Genomic DNA, 17,391 nt, shown 5'->3' on the forward strand with positions numbered 1-17,391 from the left:
ACCTCTTTTGAAAGTTGTTACAATTCTAGTGACAAATGATATAATCTTTCCAGTATTTTGTAAAGAGAAAATTAAGAATGGGGCTGAAAAAATGAAAGTCGCATGTATTCAAATGGATATTGTCTTTGGAGATGTAGAAAAAAATATTGAGAATGCTAAAAATAAAATAAGCGAAGCGATGAAGGAAAGACCAGATGTTATCGTCTTACCAGAACTATGGACAACAGGATATGATTTAACGAGACTTTCTGAAATTGCAGATAGGGATGGATTGGAAACGAAAGAGAAGTTAATAGAATGGTCGAAGCAATATGATGTACATATTGTTGGTGGTTCCATAGCAAAGCAAACAGAGCAAGGTGTTACAAATACGATGTATGTTGTAAATAATGAAGGTCAGCTAGTCAACGAATACAGTAAAGTGCATTTATTTCAGCTTATGGATGAACATAAATATTTAATAGCGGGTAATGAGACGGGCGAATTTAAGCTAGATGATGTTGAGTGCGCTGGAACAATTTGTTATGATATTCGTTTTCCAGAGTGGATGCGTGTCCATACTGCTAAAGGGGCAAAAGTATTATTTGTTGTAGCAGAATGGCCATTAGTTCGCTTAGCACATTGGCGTTTGCTATTACAAGCAAGAGCGGTTGAAAATCAGTGTTATGTTGTTGCATGTAATAGGGCAGGAAAGGATCCAAATAATGTGTTTGCAGGTCATTCTTTAATTGTAGATCCTTGGGGTGAAATTGCAGTAGAGGCGAATGAAGAGGAATCAATTTTATTTGGAGAGCTTACATTCGAGAAAATTAAAGAAGTACGTAAAGGAATTCCAGTTTTTGCAGATCGTCGTCCAGAATTATACAAATAAAATGTTGACAAGTGATTTTTATTCTTGGTATAGTCTTCAACATAAAGTTAAAAATTCAAAAAATTATATAACTCTTATCAAGAGCAGGTGGAGGGATTTGGCCCGATGAAGCCCAGCAACCGACCGTAATACCATTGTGAAATGGGGCGTTTATTACGCCAAAAGGCACGGTGCTAATTCCAGCAGAAAGTATAACTTTCTGGCAGATAAGAGGGGAGAAGATAAACTTCAAACCTCTTTCTTAGTGGAAAGAGGTTTTTCTGTGTTAGAAAAACCTCTGAATTTAAAAAGGGGGAGAAGACGATGGGATATTATTCATTAACAGAGATAACAGCTGTACAATATGCGAAAGAGCATGGCTATTTTGAAGCGAAGGCAAATGTCATTTGTCATGAAATTGGAGATGGAAACTTAAATTACGTGTTCAAATTAGATGATGGAGAGAGGTCAATTATAATAAAACAAGCACTTCCGTATGCGAAAGTAGTTGGAGAAAGCTGGCCGTTGTCTATAAAAAGAGCAACGATTGAAAGTAAGGCACTGCAAATTTTTGCGAAGTATGTACCGGATTATGTTCCGGTAGTGTACAGTCATGATGAAGAGTTAGCGGTAACGGTAATAGAAGACTTATCAAGACTAACAATTACAAGAAAAGGGTTAATAGACGGAGAAGAATATCCACTATTATCCCAGCATATCGGTCGTTTTCTAGCACATGTTTTATTTTATACTTCAGATTTTGGTTTACATTCAGAAGAGAAAAGGGTACTAGAAGGTACATTTGTAAATCCGGACCTTTGTAAAATTACAGAAGATTTAGTTTTTACAGATCCATTTGGACATTATGATACGAATAATTATGAACCAGATTTACAGCTCGTGGTGGATGAACTTTGGAGTGACAAAACTTTAAAACTAAAAGTAGCACAATATAAATATAAGTTTTTAACGAGAAAAGAAACTCTTATTCATGGTGATTTACATACGGGTAGTATTTTTTCATCACCTTCTGAAACGAAAGTGATTGATCCAGAATTTGCGACATATGGCCCATTTGGATTTGATATAGGTCAATTTATTGCAAATTTATTATTAAATGCTTTATCTAGAGAAGAAGAAAAGAGAAGTGTACTATTTTTCCATATAGAAAAGACATGGAGTTATTTTGTAGAGAATTTTACAAAGTTATGGATTGGAGAAGGTGTAGAAGCATATACGAAAGAAAAACAATGGTTACCAATTATTTTGCGAAATATCTTTACTGATGCTGTTGGATTTGCTGGATGTGAACTGATTCGTAGAACAATTGGCTTAGCTCATGTAGCAGATTTAGATGAAATAGAAAATAAAGAAATAAGAATTCAAGCTAAGAAACAAGCGCTAACCTTAGGTAAAGAACTAATAAAATGTGAATCTAAAAGTGCTGATATTCAACTGTTTCGAACATTATTTCAGCAGACAGTTTCAGGAGGTGTAAAAGCATGAGTACAATTGTTACTGTTCCGAGATCTGTAAGTTGGAAAGGTGATGCAATTGCGGTATTAAATCAAACGAAATTGCCGCATAGCACAGAATACAAAACATTAACGACTATTGAAGAGGTTTGGAAAAGTATCGTAATGTTAGAAGTACGCGGAGCGCCTGCAATTGGAATTGTAGCTGCATTTGGTTTGGCGCTTGCAGTAAAAAAATATAATGCTTTACATATCGAAGAATTTCAAAAGAAGTTTAATAGAGACTGTAACTATTTAGGAACATCACGCCCAACGGCAGTGAATTTATTTTGGGCAATTGATCGCATGAGAGAATCTATTCGAGAGATTACTACAATAAAAGAAGCACAAAAAATATTGGAAGAAGAAGCGCTTCGCATTCAGCAGGAAGATGAAGAGGTGTGCCGAAATATCGGGGAATATGCGTTAACATGTTTTAAAGACGGCGATAATATTTTAACAATCTGTAACGCCGGAAGTATCGCAACTGCCAGATATGGAACTGCATTAGCTCCCTTTTATATTGGAAAAGAGAAGGGTGTGCGTTTACATGCATATGCGTGTGAAACGAGACCCGTTTTACAAGGTGGCCGCTTAACGACGTGGGAATTGAAGCAAGCAAATATCGATGTGACTCTTATTACAGATAATACGGCAGCTCATGCTATTCAAACGAAAAAAATAAACGCGATTATTGTAGGTGCGGATCGAATTGTCGCAAATGGAGATACGGCAAATAAAATAGGGACGATGAATTTAGCTATTTTAGCAAAGCATTTCGATATTCCCTTTTACGTTGCAGCCCCGTTATCTACGTTTGATATTACGAAACAAACAGGTGCAGAAATTATTATTGAAGAAAGAGATGAAACAGAAGTTACGAAAATCTTTGGTAAACAAGTAGCACCAATTGGAACGAATGTTTATAATCCTGCATTTGACGTAACACCGAACGAATTAATTACAGGAATTATTACTGAGAGAGGTATTATACGCGGAGATTATAAACGAGAAATTGCATCGTTATTTGAAAAACAAGCTAATACATAATAGCTTGTTTTTTTATGCCTAAATGTGTTCTTTTCTCTTATTTATATAATGAAAGGAGGAGAAGAAGATGGAAGAGTGGATCAAGATGATAGGTAATGTAGGGTTTCCAATTGTTGTAACATTATATTTACTCCACCGTATTGAAAGTAAATTAGAGGGGGTAATTGTTGCAATTGAGAAGCTCCCGCGGCAATTACTAAAGTACGAAGATCCTCGCGATAAAAAATAAAGTTTGCTCTTCTTGAGCAAACTTTATTTTTTATTGAGCAGTATAGCCACCATCGATAACGACAGCTTGACCAGTTATACCTTTAGCTTTTTCACTCGCTAAAAACATAGCATAATCAGCGATTTCTTGTACTTGTAATAAGCGCTTTTGTGGGACGAGTGGATAAATAACATCTTCTAAAACATTTTCAAGTGGTACATTTCGTGTAGTAGCTAAGTCTTGTAGTTGATTACGTACAAGAGGGGTATCGACATAACCAGGGCAAAGGGCATTAACAGTAATACCATGCGTAGCACCTTCTAAAGCGGCAACTTTTGTTAATCCAATTACGCCATGTTTTGCACTATTGTAGGCAGCTTTTCCAGCAAACCCGACAAGGCCGTTAATAGAAGCGACATTAATAATACGACCATATTTTTGTTGTTTCATAATCGGAAAGGCATGCTTAATTGCGATAAACGGAGCAATTTGCATAATTTGAATTAGTAGCTCAAACTTTTCAGTTGGAAAGTCTTCAATGGGTGAAACGTGTTGCATTCCTGCGTTGTTAATTAATATATGTAATGAACCGAAATGAGTAACGGTTTGAGAAATTGCAGCTGTAATTTCTTCTTCAGATGTAACATCACATTTTAAACCGATAGCTTGATAGCCTTCTTTTTGTAATTGTTCAGCCGCTTCTTTTGCACGTTCTTCAAGACGATCGGTAATAACAACCTTTGCACCTTCTTTTGCAAAAGCGGTTCCCATTTCATAACCAATGCCACTTGCAGCACCTGTTAAAAAGACAACACGATTTGTAACCATGGTGAAAAACATCCCTTCGTAATAAAGTTCTCATATTGCTCTATTTAGAGAGCGGATAATAAAAATCCTGCAAAGATTTGGGAAAATATTGTTAGCTATCTTGTTTTTGCAAAATAGTCTCTGCTATACTATTTTGTAAAGCAAGATACTTACGCTTATCTATCTTGTAAAACAAGATAGTGGGAGGATTTGAATTATGTCGACAAGTCAAATGTTGAAAGGGATTTTAGAAGGATGCTTACTTGCTATTATTTCTGAAGGCGAAATATACGGTTATGAAATGAGTGAAAAGCTAGCAAAGTATGGTTTTACAATGGCGAGTGAGGGAAGTATTTATCCGTTATTAATACGAATGCAAAAAGAAGGACTAATAACAAGTGTAATGAAGGAATCTCCATCTGGTCCAAAGAGAAAATATTATACATTAACAGAAAAAGGCGAGGAAGCACTTGATGAATTTATGGATCGCTGGGAAGCGATGCAAAGTAGTGTTGAACGTCTACTTGAAGGGAAGGGAAGGAGAAAATAATGCTATCAAGTGAAGCACGAAAGTTTTTGTTAGATATGAGATTATTTTTGACTGCAAAGAGTGTGAAAGAAAGTGATATTGAAAGTTTTTTAGAAGATGCAGAGTTGCATTTAATAGAAGGTGAGAATGAAGGGAAAAGTGTAGAAGATATTTTCGGAAGCTCACCGAAAGAATATGCACATGAACTTGTAAAAGTAATGGAAAGGGGTAGACAGGAAACGTGGAAACAAATTGGTTTTACAGTAATGAATATCGTGTCGTTTTGGATTATTGCTTCCATCTTAATAGTGAATAACGGAGTTTTACAAATTTCACTTATTCAGTGCATTGGCTATAGTTTTACATTGATCGTAGCTGTAAAGGGTCCTAATTTTCTACTTCGGAAAATGACCTTCGTAACAAGATTTACAAAAACATGGTTTTCTATGTGGTCTTTAGTCATGATTGCGCCAATGTTTTTAATAGGAGTTGTTACGATATTAGATGTGATATATCCTACAAAAATGCTCACATTCACCGAAGTGCAAAGTTATATAGTAGCTGGAGCTATTTTTATTATCACAGTAGCAATAAATATATATTTCGAAGGATGGTTTAAAAACTTATATTTAATCATTCCACTTTCAATTATGTTACTGTTTAAAACATTTACTTCGGAAGATCTCATGCCAATGTTATTTCAAATTATATGTTTATACGGAAGTTTGTTTATTTTAATTTTCCTTGAAATTATGATGAAGATGAATAGAAGAGAAGCGGTTAAATAAGGGAGTGATAAAAGTGCTATCGAATGAAGGGCAAAAATTTTTAGATGATACCCAAGGGTATTTACGAACGAAGGGCATTAGAGAAGCTGATATTATTTCCTTTATAGAAGATGCGGAAGTTCATTTAATAGAAGGAGAAAAGAGAGGGAAGAGTGTAAATGATATATTCGGTCATGCTCCAAAGGAGTATGCGAATCAACTTGCCAAAGAGATGGAAGTTGATAAAAAAGGGAATTATAAATTATTGTTTTATTTTATTATGAATTTATTAGCATTCACGATGATGAAGAGTGTATTTTTTAGTGAAGCCGACCATCGTTTGTCTTATTCTTTAATTGAATTAATTGGCTATCCGATTATGATTTTTGCAGGAATTAGTGTATTAATATGGGGCATGAGAACAGCCTCATTTAAGCGTGAAAGAACTGAATTTTTAATTATGTATATAACAGGTGCGATATGGTTTTTATCAATTTTCAGTATAGCATTATTAAATAATTTTTATGGTACAACATTTATTAAATTTACTGCTACAGAAAGCTTCATTCTTGTTGGTGTAGTAGTTCTTTTAGCGGCTGTTATAAATATTAAATTTGGTGGTTGGTTTACTTTGTCATATTTACTGGTTCCAATTGCATTAGAATATGCATTTGGAATGATAGATGTATCAAGCGTTATCGGAATGTATGTACAACAAATAATTCTTTTTATTGTTATTTATATGCTTTTAAAAATTCATACGAAATTAGAACAAAGAGAAGCATGTGAATAAAAAAGAAATAGTTATTTACATGTATACGGAATAGTGTTTTTTAGGTTAGTTATACTGCTTTCAATAAGAGAAATACATGATGACTATTTTAATACTTTATTAGGTGATACGCCCACGTATATTTTTTATATTAATAGAAAAGGGCTGCTCTGGATATGCAAAAAATTATTTCCAAAGAAATATTATATAGGGATTTTTAGAGGGTTTACATTTAGTTGTCTATTTTTATTTCTAGCAGCCGGGAATTGGTTTGTTGATTAAATCAGTTGTTTTAAACAGTAACATGACAGTTACTGTTTTTTTCTTTGTAATAAAGAACTTTGTAAAGAGAGTGCTTTTTGTTCGTTCGTTAATAAGGACTGAATATGGACATTTTCAGGACGAGGGACTATCGGATACATAAGATTGAATGGAGAAGGATGGTGCTCCGATCCAGTTGGAGAATGAGGATCTGCATGAGTAAGTTTTCCGTGAACACGCCTTGTAAATAAAATATGACCGATTTCGTGAGCAAGCGTATATATATTTTTAATAGGAGCTGCTGAATTTGTTAAAACGATATAACCGGTAAGCTGCTGTTGTTTTGCTAGAGAGTAAGCGCAGGCAATTACTGCTGTTTCTTTGAAATAATCACTGCCAATGTAACAAATATAAAGGTCGCATTCAGGAGCTTCATTTACACATGTTTGGAAAAAGGATGCTAACTTTTCTTGACTTTGAATAGAATTTTTATAACTGATTTCACGGTTAGAAAAACGGAAAAGTTCATTTAATACAATGACTTCTTGAATTTGAAATGTAATGGGGTGCCAAATTGATTCTGCAACAGCTAAATCTTTTGCGATACGGTCATCAGAAATATCGGCGCCTGGAGTAATGCAAATACATATATTGACGTATGGATCCATAAGGAACACCTCAAATAAAAAATTCTTCCTATAATATATGTGAGAAAAAGGTGCTATGTATGGATAAATGCCTTTTTTATTACATGAATATATAGATGACAAGTCAAAAAAAATTCATAGTTCTATAACATGGTATGGTCATCTTTTTGATATAGTAAAGGAAAGGGGGAGAATATATGTATACATTAAAAATCGTTTCAGACAGAGAAGCACTTTATCAATTTGCAAGTTATGTAAGAGTTGTGCAGGGGGTTGAAGATGTATATGTAGAGGTGGGAGAACCTTTATATGAACATCCATTAATGAAGTTTTATGTACATATTAAGCTGAAAGAAACATATGAGCAACATAAAGCGTTACAAGAAATAGCAAGATTAGTAGAATTGGGTCGTTTTACATATGTCCATTATCGTAATGATGAAATTGAGGAAGCTTTTGAAGCTGTAAAATATGAAAGTTTTAAGAAATAAAGGTGAAAAAAAAGGAGGCGAAAGCTTCTTTTTTTTCTTTAAAATTACATGAACAAAAAGAGAAAAATTTTGTTATGATAAGGGAGGTTAGGGAAAGGGGAATTTACATATGGGGTATATTGAAGAGTTACGCAAAGTCGTTGGTACAAGGCCGCTTATTTTAGTAGGATCAGCAATCATTATATTAAATGATAATCAAGAAGTATTGCTTCAATATCGTTCAGATACATATGATTGGGGTGTACCTGGTGGGGCGATGGAACTGGGTGAAACGACAGAAGAAACTGCACGTAGAGAATTATTTGAGGAGACGGGGTTAACTGCAAAAATAATGCAATTTCTTGGTGTTCTATCAGGAAAAGAAGTATATTTCCGTTATCCGAATGGCGATGAAATTTTCAATGTTATTCATCTGTATCAGGCACATCATGTGAGCGGGGAATTGAAGCTTGATCATGAAGGGCTGAAGCTTCAATATTTTCCAGTAGATAAGTTACCAAAATTGAATGAAACGACAGAGAAAATTTTGCAAAAGTTTTTATATGCGCTGACAGAATAGAAGGTTAATTCCTTCTATTTTTATTATATTAAATATTTTGATTTTTTAGTATGTTTATAGTATGATAGTTGTAGATATACATCTTATGGAATTTCACCTAAAAACTGACTAGGGTACATAAGAGAGGGGCAAGTACAAAATGCATAATGTTGTTATTACAGCTGCAGTTCGTTCGCCAATTGGAACTTTTGGAGGAGCGCTAAAAAATGTAACGCCAGTAGAATTAGCTGTTCCTATACTTCAGGAAGCTGTAAAACGAGGCGGGGTAGAACCACATGAAGTTGATGAAGTAATTTTAGGTCATTGTATTCAAAGAACTGATGAAGCAAATACGGCGAGAACTGCTGCATTAGCGGCAGGATTTCCTGACACAGTTACGGGATATACAATCCAACGCCAATGTTCTTCAGGTATGCAAGCAATTATGTCAGCTGCAATGCAAATTCAATTAGGTGTAAGTGATGTTGTTGTTGCAGGTGGAGTAGAAGCGATGAGTTCGAGCCCTTATGCATTGAAACAGCACCGCTGGGGACAACGTCTACAGCACGGAGAAATTCGTGATACGGTGTGGGAAGTGTTAGAAGATCCGATTCACCATATTATGATGGGTGAAACAGCGGAAAATTTAGTTGAACAATATGAAATTACAAGAGAGGAACAAGATGAAGTTGCGCTTCGTAGTCATACATTGGCACTGCAAGCAATTGAGTCTGGATACTTTGACGATCAAATTGTTCCTATTACAATAAAAGAACGTAGAAAAGAAGTTGTATTTTCGAAGGATGAACATCCACGCGCAGATATTACAGCTGAGAAATTAGCTGGATTGAAGCCGGCATTCCGTAAAGGCGGATCAGTAACTGCAGGGAATGCATCTGGCCTTAATGACGGGAGTGCAGTTCTAGTATTAATGAGCGAAGAAAAAGCGAAAGAAAAAGGCTTACAACCGTTAGCTAGAATTGTTGGATATTCAGTAGCTGGGGTAGATCCAAAAATTATGGGTATTGGACCAGCACCAGCAATTCGTAAAGGTTTAGAAAAAGTAGATTGGTCATTAGAAGATGCAGATTTACTTGAAATTAATGAAGCTTTCGCGGCGCAATATTTAGCTGTAGAGAAAGAGTTAGGTTTAGACCGTGAAAAAGTGAACGTAAACGGTAGTGGCGTAGGACTTGGGCATCCAATCGGTTGTACAGGGGCTCGTATTACGGTAAGTTTAATTCACGAATTAAAAAGACGTGGGTTAGAAAAAGGAATTGCCTCTTTATGCGTCGGTGGCGGTATCGGGGTTGCCTTATTTATAGAAGCACTATAAAAAAAGAAGCAGCTATTGCTGCTTCTTTTTTTACGACTCAAATAGATGATGGAACAATCGATCGCGATTTTCAAAGAAAAGTTTCGTTGTTTGGTAATGCTCAGTTTCTTCTAATGTGGATTCGTGAATTCCCTCTTGTGTTAAAGAGTATATAGTGGATTCAGGATAAGCCATTAAAATAGGAGAATGCGTCGCGATAACAAATTGTGAACCTTGTTCAGCTAGTTCGTGCATTCGAATGAGCATGGAAAGTTGTCTCATCGGGGATAAAGCTGCCTCAGGCTCATCTAAAATGTATAAACCTTGTCCTGAAAAACGGTTCATAAATAATGAGAAGAATGATTCACCGTGTGATTGTTTGTGTAGTGAGATACCACCATAAGAGTTGATAACCGGATTCCCACGTGCTTCTCTATCAGCATCTATTTCATCAATATAAGAAGCAACGTTATAAAATGATTCAGCGCGAAGAAAGAAACCGTCGTTTGGTGTATTGAAACTTTTTGAAATTCGAAGGTATTCATGTAAAGATGAATGGGAATCGTTTGTGCTAAAGCGGAAGTTCTTCGTTCCACCTTCTGCATTAAAACCTAACGCAATTGCAATTCCTTCAAGTAATGTTGATTTACCTGTTCCGTTTTCTCCAATAATGAATGTTACATTTGGATGGAAAGCTAGTGATTGTAATGTTCGAATAGCGGGTAAGCAGTAAGGATATGCGGAAAAACTAGGGATATTTTCTTTTTTTAATGTGACATTTTGTAAAAAGGGTACGTCAATCAATATATAAACCTCAATTCATAACGGATTTTGAATTTAAAAAGGCAGCAAATACAAGTGTTAATGACACTTGAACCCCTTCTTGTTTTCTGAATATTTTATGTGGATTATATCATTTAAACTATCATATTCCAATGTGAAAATAAATATTGCATGAAGATCCATTCTCTCGTTATGATAGATGGTATTCTATTGAAAATGTGAGAAGGAGTTAAAGTATGCCGTTTACATTCGCACATCCAGCAGCAGTTCTTCCTTTTGCGAAAAAGCATTCTAAACATATTTCAGTAACGGCTCTTATATTAGGTAGTATGGCGCCTGACTTTGAATATTTTTTACACTTTAGACCGTATGGTATTATTGGACATACGTGGCTTGGGTTCTTATATTTAAATTTACCACTTGTCTTCTTGTTAGCATGCATATATCATTACATTTTAAAAAAGTCTTTTATAACACATTTACCGAAACCATTTGCTGGCTACTATACATATGCAGTAGACAAGAGGTGGGAGCTTCATACATGGAAGGATCTTTTTGTATTTTGTTATTCAGCATTATTCGGTATGTTAACACATGTTGTTTGGGATGCATTTACTCATAAGACAGGCTATTTTGTTATGAAAATACCATTATTGCAAAGAGAATGGCACAGCATCTCAGTTTATAAATATATGCAACATGGAAGTACGTGTATTGGTTTTTTAGTACTAGTATACGTATTATGGAAGTATAGAAATGAAATGGGTAAAGACCTTATTTTAGCTTCGGAAAAAAGAAAGTATTGGATTTCAGTAATTGTTGTGGCAACTATTATATTTATCGTGCACGCGTTCGTAGATCCCTATTTTCATATTTTCCAAATTGGAGGTATAATAGTATCTGGACTGACAAGTTCATTTTGTGGACTTTTCATTGTTTCTATAGTTTACAAAGCAAGGGACTAATTTTATATTCATGAATGATAGCGTTAGGAGAAATTAAATGATGAAAGCATGGAAAAGTATTTTTGTTTTATGTAGTTTTCTTCTTATGTTAAGTGGTTGCTTCCATCAAGAAGAAAAGAAAGCTGAACCGAAGAAGAAAGAATCTATTCCTGAAACAAAAGAATATGGTGGGCGTGAGCTGAAAAAAGTAGGACAAAAAGTGAAAGAAACAGGATGGGGTACTTTCAAGTTAGAGCAGATGCATTCTGTGAATCAAACATTTGAAGTAGCGCCAATGAAAATTCACGTACAAGATGTGAAAGTAATTTCTTTATCACAGATGAGTGAAAAGGCAAAAAATACACTGAAAGTATATACGGCATTAACTCCTGAAGAAGTAAAACGTAGATTAGGGGATAAGGTAAGCCAAGATGATGCAGAATTATATGCATCGCTAAGTGGAACAGAGATTAGTAATACAATTCGTTACGTTGAGATTACATATAAAGTGGAGAATAGCGGAAATAAAAATATGCAATTTGCCTCTATGAATGATGTTATGATTAATGGTAAGCAACATTTTAAAGTAGCGACTCAAAACTTTTTATATGACGAAGATACGTTAGTTGGTACAAAAAATGTATCAAGAGAAGACTATAAGCCTGGTGAAACAAGAGATGGTATTATTGGTTTAATACTTGACGATGGAAAAGACAAGGTAAAGGATATTCAGTTTACAACTGATGATTTACTTGCAGGAGATTCAGAAACACAAGATGTTGTAACAGAGTCACAAACGTTTAACATCCCACTTTCGGAGTAATGTGTTTTTAAAATAATATAAGAAAAAACAGTCAGCACTCAAAAGATTATGCTGACTGTTTTTTTATTTCTTTTATGTATGAATCTACATTTTGAAAAGGTACCTTAATTTTGAACGCGTTTTTTTGTTCATTAAATTGTTTTTCATTATAGGGGCCAAAACGCTTATTGTGCTTTACGTCAATAATCCAATAATGTTCACTTTTTTTATTTGCAATTGCTCCATCAGGGTTATTCGGATCTGACTTTTCCTCAGTTTGTTTTGCAATAATGTATTTATCATCCCAGGCAATGTCCGTAATTTTTGCAGGGATGTATTGTGTAGCATATACAGCATCTTGCGAGGGGAAAAGTTCAAATGCATTTCCAGAAGTACGTATGAGTTCGTATTCATCGTTAATCGTATAAGTTAAGTGGCTTGTATTTCCTGCACAACCAGTTAATAGGAAGGCGACGAATAGGATTATCCATTTTTTCAATATGGGAACCTCCTTTACAATGCTGTTGTAACACATTGTACAAGAAAAGTAAGAGAAACGCTAGTTTACAATGTTTTTTAGAAGTGGTACGATGAGACGGGTAAAGAAGGATATGAAGGAGTCGACATAAAATGAAGTTAAAGATGCATCGTCCAGCGCTTGTAATGAATCGCATAGGTGCTTCCCTAATTGACATGTTTTTAATCTCGGTTATGTATGGTGCAGTAGTAGCTATTATGACTGGGAACTATAGTGCTATTTTTAAGCGTTTTAATATAAGTTTAGGTGATTTTAGATATGATTTCGCAGTAGTTTTCATATTGATGGCGATATATTTTATTGTGTTACCCTTTATTTGGAACGGTGTTACACTTGGTAAAAAGGTAACGAGAATAAAATTAATTTCATTGAAGAGTGAAAAGCTAACGTTGCAAACATTAATTATACGATTTTTTGTATTGTTATTACCGAACGTATTGCTATTAGGAATTCCATTAATATGTAACGTATATATGATGTTGTTCCGCAAAGACAATTGCGGTTTTCAGGATTTAATTACAAAGACGAAAGTGATAAGTCTTGTATAATAAAATCAAAAAGACCTTTTTATATATAAAAAGGTCTTTTTGATTTTATAAGTCTATTTTGAATGTTTACAGTAAGGAAAAGTTAAAATGTGTCATTTTCATTTATAATAGATTGAAAATTAAGATAATGGTATAATGATTAAAAATAATATCTTTATCTCACCATTTGGGGCTGATTAAAGTTTTACTTTATATAATAAGGGGGAAGTTGAGATGACAGGAGGTAGCATAATTTTTTGGGGCATTCTCATTTTTATCGGTCTAGTTCTTGATCAGCGTAAGAGTAAGAAAAAAGAAGGGTAAAAAGTAAACGCTTACAAATTAAATAGCAATTTTTCTTGCTTGCAGAATAATCTCATAAAGGAGTATACTGAATGACGGTAAGACTTATAGAAGGGGTAATGAAAATGAAGCTTGCAGGAAAAGTTGCTATCGTAACTGGCGGTGGCATCGGTATTGGACGTAATACAGCTCTTTTGTTGGCTAAACAAGGCGCAAAAGTAATTGTGACGGACATTGATCAAGAAAGTGGACAAGCAACAGTGGAGGAAATTACGAATCTAGGCGGAGAAGCCCTTTTTGTATTCTATGATATGGAAAAGCAAGGAGATTGGCAACGCGTTATTAGCATTACTTTGAATGCATTCAGTCGCATTGACATGCTTTTTCAAAATGCTGGTTTATATAAAATAGATTCTATTTTTTCTCGCCAACAAGAGAACGATTCCAATGTACTTTGTATTAATGACGTTTGGATAGAGATAAAACAATTAACGTCATCTTTTATGAAACAGCAAGAAGAAGTGGTGCTTAGTGATTTACCGATTTTCGGTATTATTGGCACGAAAGGACAATCATTTCATACAGTAGAAGCCCTAGTATAATAATGAAAACCGCCCTCAATATATGTGGACGGTTTTTTTGTATGTGTATAGTAAAGATAAAATTTTTAGCGAATACGTTGCTCGGTTTGGCTATCAAAGAAATGCGCTTTATTTATATCAAATGCCAATTTAATTTGGTCGCCAGGTGAAAACGTATGTCTTGCATCTACACGTGCTGCAAAATCTTGATCTCCAAGTTTCATATATAAAATGGATTCAGCACCTAATAACTCAGCAACTTCGATTTTTGTTGTGAAGGCAGTAGATTGTGAAGCTTCTAGAAATAGTAGTTCATCATGAATGTCCTCAGGACGAATTCCTAAAACAATCTCCTTATTTACATAGCCTTGTTCACGTAGCATCTTCATTTTTCCTTCAGATACTTTGAATTTTATGGTATTGTCTATAACGAAATCGGTTTCAGTCAATTTACCACGGAAGAAATTCATCGCTGGTGAGCCGATGAATCCACCAACGAAAATGTTTTCTGGTGTTTCATATACTTCTTTTGGAGTTCCAATTTGTTGGATCTTTCCATCCTTCATAACGACAAGGCGCGAAGCCATAGTCATTGCTTCTGTTTGGTCATGTGTTACATAAATTGTTGTTGTTCCAAGGCGATGATGTAGCTTAGAAATTTCTGAGCGCATTGCAACGCGGAGTTTAGCATCTAAGTTTGATAATGGCTCATCCATTAAGAAAACTTTTGCATCTCGAACGATTGCTCTACCTAACGCAACACGTTGGCGTTGTCCACCTGATAATGCTTTCGGTTTTCTATCTAAATATTGTTCAAGCCCTAAAATTTTTGCTGCATCTTTCACACGACGATCGATTTCATCTTTTGGTATTTTTCGAAGTTTTAATCCAAATGCCATATTATCATATACACTCATATGTGGATAAAGAGCGTAGTTTTGGAAGACCATGGCGATATCTCGATCTTTTGGAGGAACATCATTCATCAGTTTACCATCAATTGAAAACTCTCCTTTTGAAATATCTTCAAGTCCAGCTACCATTCGTAATGTTGTAGATTTTCCGCATCCAGAAGGACCGACAAATACGATAAATTCTTTATCTTGAATGTGTAAATTAAAATCTGTTACAGCTGTTACATTATTATCATATATCTTATAAATGTTTTCTAATTTAAGTTCTGCCATGGTATTTCCCCCTAGAAATAATTATGCAAACGTTTTCTTTGAGTTCATTATAAACGAATAGATTCAAAAAATAAATAAAAAAATAAAACGTTTTCATTTATTGAAGGTATATTAGTAATTTTCGCATGTTTTCTTAGAAAAAGAAGAATAAAAATTGTAAGCGCTATTTTAAATTGAGATAGAATCTGTTATCATTCATTAATGAAAACGTTTGCGCCTTAAAAAAGAGAAAAATGAATGATGAATGAAATGGGGTAGCATAATGGAAAAACAATGGTGGAAAGAAAGCGTAGTATATCAAATTTATCCTCGTAGTTTTATGGATAGTAACGGTGATGGTATAGGAGATCTTCAAGGGATTATTTCAAAGCTAGATTACTTAAAAGAGTTAGGGATTAATGTGATTTGGTTATCACCAGTCTATGAATCTCCAAATGATGATAATGGTTACGATATAAGTGATTATTGTAAAATTATGAACGAATTTGGAACAATGGAAGATTGGGATGAGCTATTACATGAAATGCATGGACGCAATATGAAACTGATGATGGACTTAGTTGTTAATCATACATCTGATGAACATAATTGGTTTATTGAATCACGTAAATCAAAAGATAATAAATATAGAGATTACTATATATGGCGTCCTGGAAAAGAAGGGAAAGAACCGAACAACTGGGGAGCTGCTTTTAGTGGATCTGCATGGAAGTATGATGAAATGACGGATGAATATTATTTACATCTGTTTTCTAAAAAACAACCAGATTTAAACTGGGATAATGAAAAGGTAAGACAAGATGTTTATGAGATGATGAAGTTTTGGTTAGAAAAAGGAATTGATGGATTCCGCATGGATGTTATCAATTTTATTTCTAAAGAAGAAGGGTTACCAACAGTTGAAACAGATGAAGATGGCTATGTTTCAGGTCATAAACATTTTATGAACGGTCCAAACATTCATAAATATTTGCATGAAATGAATGAGGAAGTATTATCGAATTATGATATTATGACGGTTGGTGAAATGCCTGGTGTAACGACAGAAGAAGCCAAATTGTATACTGGAGAAGAACGAAAAGAGTTGCAAATGGTATTCCAATTTGAACATATGGATTTAGATTCAGGAGAAGGCGGAAAGTGGGATGTAAAACCATGTTCACTTCTTACTTTAAAAGAGAATTTAACAAAGTGGCAAAAAGCATTAGAGCATACGGGATGGAATAGCCTTTATTGGAATAACCATGATCAGCCTCGCGTTGTATCTCGTTTTGGTAATGATGGAATATATCGCATCGAATCTGCGAAAATGTTAGCAACGGTTCTTCATATGATGAAAGGAACGCCATATATTTATCAGGGAGAAGAAATCGGAATGACGAACGTTCGATTCCAATCAATTGATGAATATCGAGATATTGAAACGTTAAATATGTACAATGAAAAAGTGGTGGACCGTGGTGAAGACAAGGAAAAAGTAATGGAATCTATTTATATAAAAGGCCGAGACAACGCTAGAACTCCAATGCAGTGGGATAATAAGACACATGCTGGATTCACAACAGGTGAGCCATGGCTTGCGGTAAATCCTAATTACAAAGAGATTAATGTGAAACAAGGGCTCAAAGATGAAGACTCCATTTTTTATTACTACAAAAAATTAATTGAGCTACGTAAAAATAATGAGATTGTTGTGTATGGATCGTATGATTTAATACTCGAAAAAAATCCGTCCATTTTTGCTTATGTAAGAACATATGGGGACGAAAAGCTCCTTGTTATTGCAAACTTTACTGCGGATGAAAGTGTATTTGAAATGCCTGAGGATATTAGTTATAGTGAATCAGAGTTATTCATACACAATTACGACGTAGAAATCGGATCGATAGATAACATTACATTACGTCCGTATGAAGCGATGGTATTCAAATTGAAATAAGAAAAAGCCTTATGCCACTGAAGTGAACCCCGAAAACG

At 34.6% G+C, this 17,391-nt stretch carries 22 protein-coding genes and 1 riboswitch; of the genes, 17 read left to right on the plus strand and 5 right to left on the minus strand.

Annotation, left to right across the window (positions count from 1 at the left end):
• The first annotated feature begins 7 nt into the window (after positions 1–7).
• From COK05_RS21445 to COK05_RS21460, 4 genes are all read left to right on the plus strand, one after another.
• Positions 8–871, plus strand: a complete 864-nt coding sequence (locus COK05_RS21445) for a carbon-nitrogen family hydrolase (RefSeq protein WP_141539200.1) — start codon at positions 8–10, stop codon at positions 869–871.
• A gap of 71 nt (positions 872–942) precedes the next feature.
• Positions 943–1,084, plus strand: a riboswitch (SAM riboswitch).
• A gap of 90 nt (positions 1,085–1,174) precedes the next feature.
• Positions 1,175–2,356 carry an S-methyl-5-thioribose kinase gene (gene mtnK / locus COK05_RS21450; protein ID WP_098614167.1) on the plus strand — a complete coding sequence of 394 codons (1,182 nt, stop codon included), beginning with the start codon at positions 1,175–1,177 and terminating at the stop codon, positions 2,354–2,356.
• Positions 2,353–3,414: an S-methyl-5-thioribose-1-phosphate isomerase gene (mtnA, locus tag COK05_RS21455; RefSeq protein ID WP_098614168.1), complete on the plus strand. Its 1,062-nt coding sequence runs from the start codon at positions 2,353–2,355 to the stop codon at positions 3,412–3,414. Before mtnK ends, mtnA begins: the two co-directional genes overlap by 4 nt.
• A 67-nt stretch (positions 3,415–3,481) precedes the next feature.
• Positions 3,482–3,643: a YvrJ family protein gene (locus tag COK05_RS21460; RefSeq protein WP_000393336.1), complete on the plus strand. Its 162-nt coding sequence runs from the start codon at positions 3,482–3,484 to the stop codon at positions 3,641–3,643.
• 30 nt (positions 3,644–3,673) lie between these two features.
• Here the strand turns inward: COK05_RS21460 and COK05_RS21465 are convergent, their stop codons facing one another.
• A complete protein-coding gene (locus COK05_RS21465; RefSeq protein ID WP_098614169.1) occupies positions 3,674–4,450 on the minus strand; it encodes a 3-hydroxybutyrate dehydrogenase in 777 nt (258 codons plus the stop codon).
• Positions 4,451–4,646: 196 nt separating this feature from the next.
• Here COK05_RS21465 and COK05_RS21470 point away from each other — a divergent pair, with 196 nt between their 5' ends.
• The 4 genes from COK05_RS21470 to COK05_RS31850 are packed head-to-tail and all read left to right on the plus strand — an operon-like array spanning position 4,647 to position 6,779.
• Complete coding sequence (locus tag COK05_RS21470; RefSeq protein WP_000107977.1) at positions 4,647–4,979, plus strand: PadR family transcriptional regulator; 333 nt, start codon at positions 4,647–4,649, stop codon at positions 4,977–4,979.
• Positions 4,979–5,746 (plus strand): DUF1129 domain-containing protein, encoded by a 768-nt coding sequence (locus COK05_RS21475; protein WP_098614170.1) that lies wholly within the window; start codon positions 4,979–4,981, stop codon positions 5,744–5,746. Before COK05_RS21470 ends, COK05_RS21475 begins: the two co-directional genes overlap by 1 nt.
• 13 nt (positions 5,747–5,759) lie before the next feature.
• Complete coding sequence (locus tag COK05_RS21480; protein ID WP_098614171.1) at positions 5,760–6,518, plus strand: DUF1129 domain-containing protein; 759 nt, start codon at positions 5,760–5,762, stop codon at positions 6,516–6,518.
• A gap of 30 nt (positions 6,519–6,548) precedes the next feature.
• The gene (locus COK05_RS31850) at positions 6,549–6,779 is read left to right on the plus strand and encodes a DNA-binding protein (protein ID WP_141539201.1); all 231 of its coding nucleotides are present in this window, start codon (positions 6,549–6,551) and stop codon (positions 6,777–6,779) included.
• A 29-nt stretch (positions 6,780–6,808) separates the two neighbouring features.
• On the opposite strand, the gene COK05_RS21490 is transcribed toward COK05_RS31850, so the two are convergent.
• Positions 6,809–7,426, minus strand: a complete 618-nt coding sequence (locus COK05_RS21490; protein ID WP_098614172.1) for an ImmA/IrrE family metallo-endopeptidase — start codon at positions 7,424–7,426, stop codon at positions 6,809–6,811.
• A 176-nt stretch (positions 7,427–7,602) separates the two neighbouring features.
• On the opposite strand from COK05_RS21490, the gene COK05_RS21495 reads away from it, so the two are divergent.
• The 3 genes from COK05_RS21495 (at position 7,603) to COK05_RS21505 (ending at position 9,770) form a co-directional block, all read left to right on the plus strand.
• A complete protein-coding gene (locus tag COK05_RS21495) occupies positions 7,603–7,896 on the plus strand; it encodes a DUF3928 family protein (protein ID WP_000288330.1) in 294 nt (97 codons plus the stop codon).
• 109 nt (positions 7,897–8,005) lie between these two features.
• Entirely contained in the window at positions 8,006–8,455 is a 450-nt protein-coding gene (locus COK05_RS21500; RefSeq protein ID WP_000540529.1) for an NUDIX hydrolase, read from the plus strand.
• A 139-nt stretch (positions 8,456–8,594) separates the two neighbouring features.
• Entirely contained in the window at positions 8,595–9,770 is a 1,176-nt protein-coding gene (locus COK05_RS21505) for an acetyl-CoA C-acetyltransferase (RefSeq protein ID WP_098614173.1), read from the plus strand.
• A 30-nt stretch (positions 9,771–9,800) separates the two neighbouring features.
• Here COK05_RS21505 and COK05_RS21510 read toward each other — a convergent pair whose 3' ends face one another.
• Positions 9,801–10,553: an AAA family ATPase gene (locus tag COK05_RS21510; RefSeq protein ID WP_000567998.1), complete on the minus strand. Its 753-nt coding sequence runs from the start codon at positions 10,551–10,553 to the stop codon at positions 9,801–9,803.
• Positions 10,554–10,768: 215 nt separating this feature from the next.
• Between COK05_RS21510 and COK05_RS21515 the strand changes: the two genes are divergently transcribed.
• Positions 10,769–11,497, plus strand: coding sequence for a DUF4184 family protein (locus COK05_RS21515; protein ID WP_098614174.1), 729 nt, complete (start codon positions 10,769–10,771; stop codon positions 11,495–11,497).
• Positions 11,498–11,534: 37 nt separating this feature from the next.
• Positions 11,535–12,299, plus strand: a complete 765-nt coding sequence (locus COK05_RS21520; protein WP_098614175.1) for a hypothetical protein — start codon at positions 11,535–11,537, stop codon at positions 12,297–12,299.
• 46 nt (positions 12,300–12,345) lie between these two features.
• Here the strand turns inward: COK05_RS21520 and COK05_RS21525 are convergent, their stop codons facing one another.
• Positions 12,346–12,777, minus strand: coding sequence for a DUF3997 domain-containing protein (locus COK05_RS21525; protein WP_098614176.1), 432 nt, complete (start codon positions 12,775–12,777; stop codon positions 12,346–12,348).
• A gap of 131 nt (positions 12,778–12,908) precedes the next feature.
• Between COK05_RS21525 and COK05_RS21530 the strand changes: the two genes are divergently transcribed.
• From COK05_RS21530 to COK05_RS21540, 3 genes are all read left to right on the plus strand, one after another.
• Positions 12,909–13,364, plus strand: coding sequence for an RDD family protein (locus tag COK05_RS21530; protein ID WP_098614177.1), 456 nt, complete (start codon positions 12,909–12,911; stop codon positions 13,362–13,364).
• A gap of 213 nt (positions 13,365–13,577) precedes the next feature.
• A complete protein-coding gene (locus tag COK05_RS21535) occupies positions 13,578–13,667 on the plus strand; it encodes a hypothetical protein (protein WP_000145638.1) in 90 nt (29 codons plus the stop codon).
• Positions 13,668–13,738: 71 nt separating this feature from the next.
• Positions 13,739–14,248: an SDR family NAD(P)-dependent oxidoreductase gene (locus COK05_RS21540; protein WP_000218413.1), complete on the plus strand. Its 510-nt coding sequence runs from the start codon at positions 13,739–13,741 to the stop codon at positions 14,246–14,248.
• Between the two features lie 65 nt (positions 14,249–14,313).
• Here the strand turns inward: COK05_RS21540 and COK05_RS21545 are convergent, their stop codons facing one another.
• Positions 14,314–15,414: an ABC transporter ATP-binding protein gene (locus tag COK05_RS21545; RefSeq protein ID WP_098614178.1), complete on the minus strand. Its 1,101-nt coding sequence runs from the start codon at positions 15,412–15,414 to the stop codon at positions 14,314–14,316.
• A 262-nt stretch (positions 15,415–15,676) separates the two neighbouring features.
• Between COK05_RS21545 and COK05_RS21550 the strand changes: the two genes are divergently transcribed.
• Positions 15,677–17,353 carry a glycoside hydrolase family 13 protein gene (locus COK05_RS21550; protein ID WP_098614179.1) on the plus strand — a complete coding sequence of 559 codons (1,677 nt, stop codon included), beginning with the start codon at positions 15,677–15,679 and terminating at the stop codon, positions 17,351–17,353.
• Positions 17,354–17,391: the final 38 nt, after the last annotated feature.

Origin of the sequence: Bacillus cereus (genome assembly GCF_002567495.1) — a bacterium.
In the GTDB taxonomy this organism is placed as follows: domain Bacteria; phylum Bacillota; class Bacilli; order Bacillales; family Bacillaceae_G; genus Bacillus_A; species Bacillus_A cereus_AQ.

What these genes read in the sequence shown, in the direction of transcription:
- mtnK (WP_098614167.1), top strand. Translation starts at nt 1,175, where the DNA reads ATGGGATATTATTCATTAACAGAGATAACAGCTGTACAATATGCGAAA.
- mtnA (WP_098614168.1), top strand. Translation starts at nt 2,353, where the DNA reads ATGAGTACAATTGTTACTGTTCCGAGATCTGTAAGTTGGAAAGGTGAT.
- COK05_RS21460 (WP_000393336.1), top strand. Translation starts at nt 3,482, where the DNA reads ATGGAAGAGTGGATCAAGATGATAGGTAATGTAGGGTTTCCAATTGTT.
- COK05_RS21465 (WP_098614169.1), bottom strand. Translation starts at nt 4,450, where the DNA reads ATGGTTACAAATCGTGTTGTCTTTTTAACAGGTGCTGCAAGTGGCATT.
- COK05_RS21470 (WP_000107977.1), top strand. Translation starts at nt 4,647, where the DNA reads ATGTCGACAAGTCAAATGTTGAAAGGGATTTTAGAAGGATGCTTACTT.
- COK05_RS21475 (WP_098614170.1), top strand. Translation starts at nt 4,979, where the DNA reads ATGCTATCAAGTGAAGCACGAAAGTTTTTGTTAGATATGAGATTATTT.
- COK05_RS21490 (WP_098614172.1), bottom strand. Translation starts at nt 7,426, where the DNA reads ATGGATCCATACGTCAATATATGTATTTGCATTACTCCAGGCGCCGAT.
- COK05_RS21495 (WP_000288330.1), top strand. Translation starts at nt 7,603, where the DNA reads ATGTATACATTAAAAATCGTTTCAGACAGAGAAGCACTTTATCAATTT.
- COK05_RS21500 (WP_000540529.1), top strand. Translation starts at nt 8,006, where the DNA reads ATGGGGTATATTGAAGAGTTACGCAAAGTCGTTGGTACAAGGCCGCTT.
- COK05_RS21505 (WP_098614173.1), top strand. Translation starts at nt 8,595, where the DNA reads ATGCATAATGTTGTTATTACAGCTGCAGTTCGTTCGCCAATTGGAACT.
- COK05_RS21515 (WP_098614174.1), top strand. Translation starts at nt 10,769, where the DNA reads ATGCCGTTTACATTCGCACATCCAGCAGCAGTTCTTCCTTTTGCGAAA.
- COK05_RS21520 (WP_098614175.1), top strand. Translation starts at nt 11,535, where the DNA reads ATGATGAAAGCATGGAAAAGTATTTTTGTTTTATGTAGTTTTCTTCTT.
- COK05_RS21530 (WP_098614177.1), top strand. Translation starts at nt 12,909, where the DNA reads ATGAAGTTAAAGATGCATCGTCCAGCGCTTGTAATGAATCGCATAGGT.
- COK05_RS21535 (WP_000145638.1), top strand. Translation starts at nt 13,578, where the DNA reads ATGACAGGAGGTAGCATAATTTTTTGGGGCATTCTCATTTTTATCGGT.
- COK05_RS21540 (WP_000218413.1), top strand. Translation starts at nt 13,739, where the DNA reads ATGACGGTAAGACTTATAGAAGGGGTAATGAAAATGAAGCTTGCAGGA.
- COK05_RS21545 (WP_098614178.1), bottom strand. Translation starts at nt 15,414, where the DNA reads ATGGCAGAACTTAAATTAGAAAACATTTATAAGATATATGATAATAAT.
- COK05_RS21550 (WP_098614179.1), top strand. Translation starts at nt 15,677, where the DNA reads ATGGAAAAACAATGGTGGAAAGAAAGCGTAGTATATCAAATTTATCCT.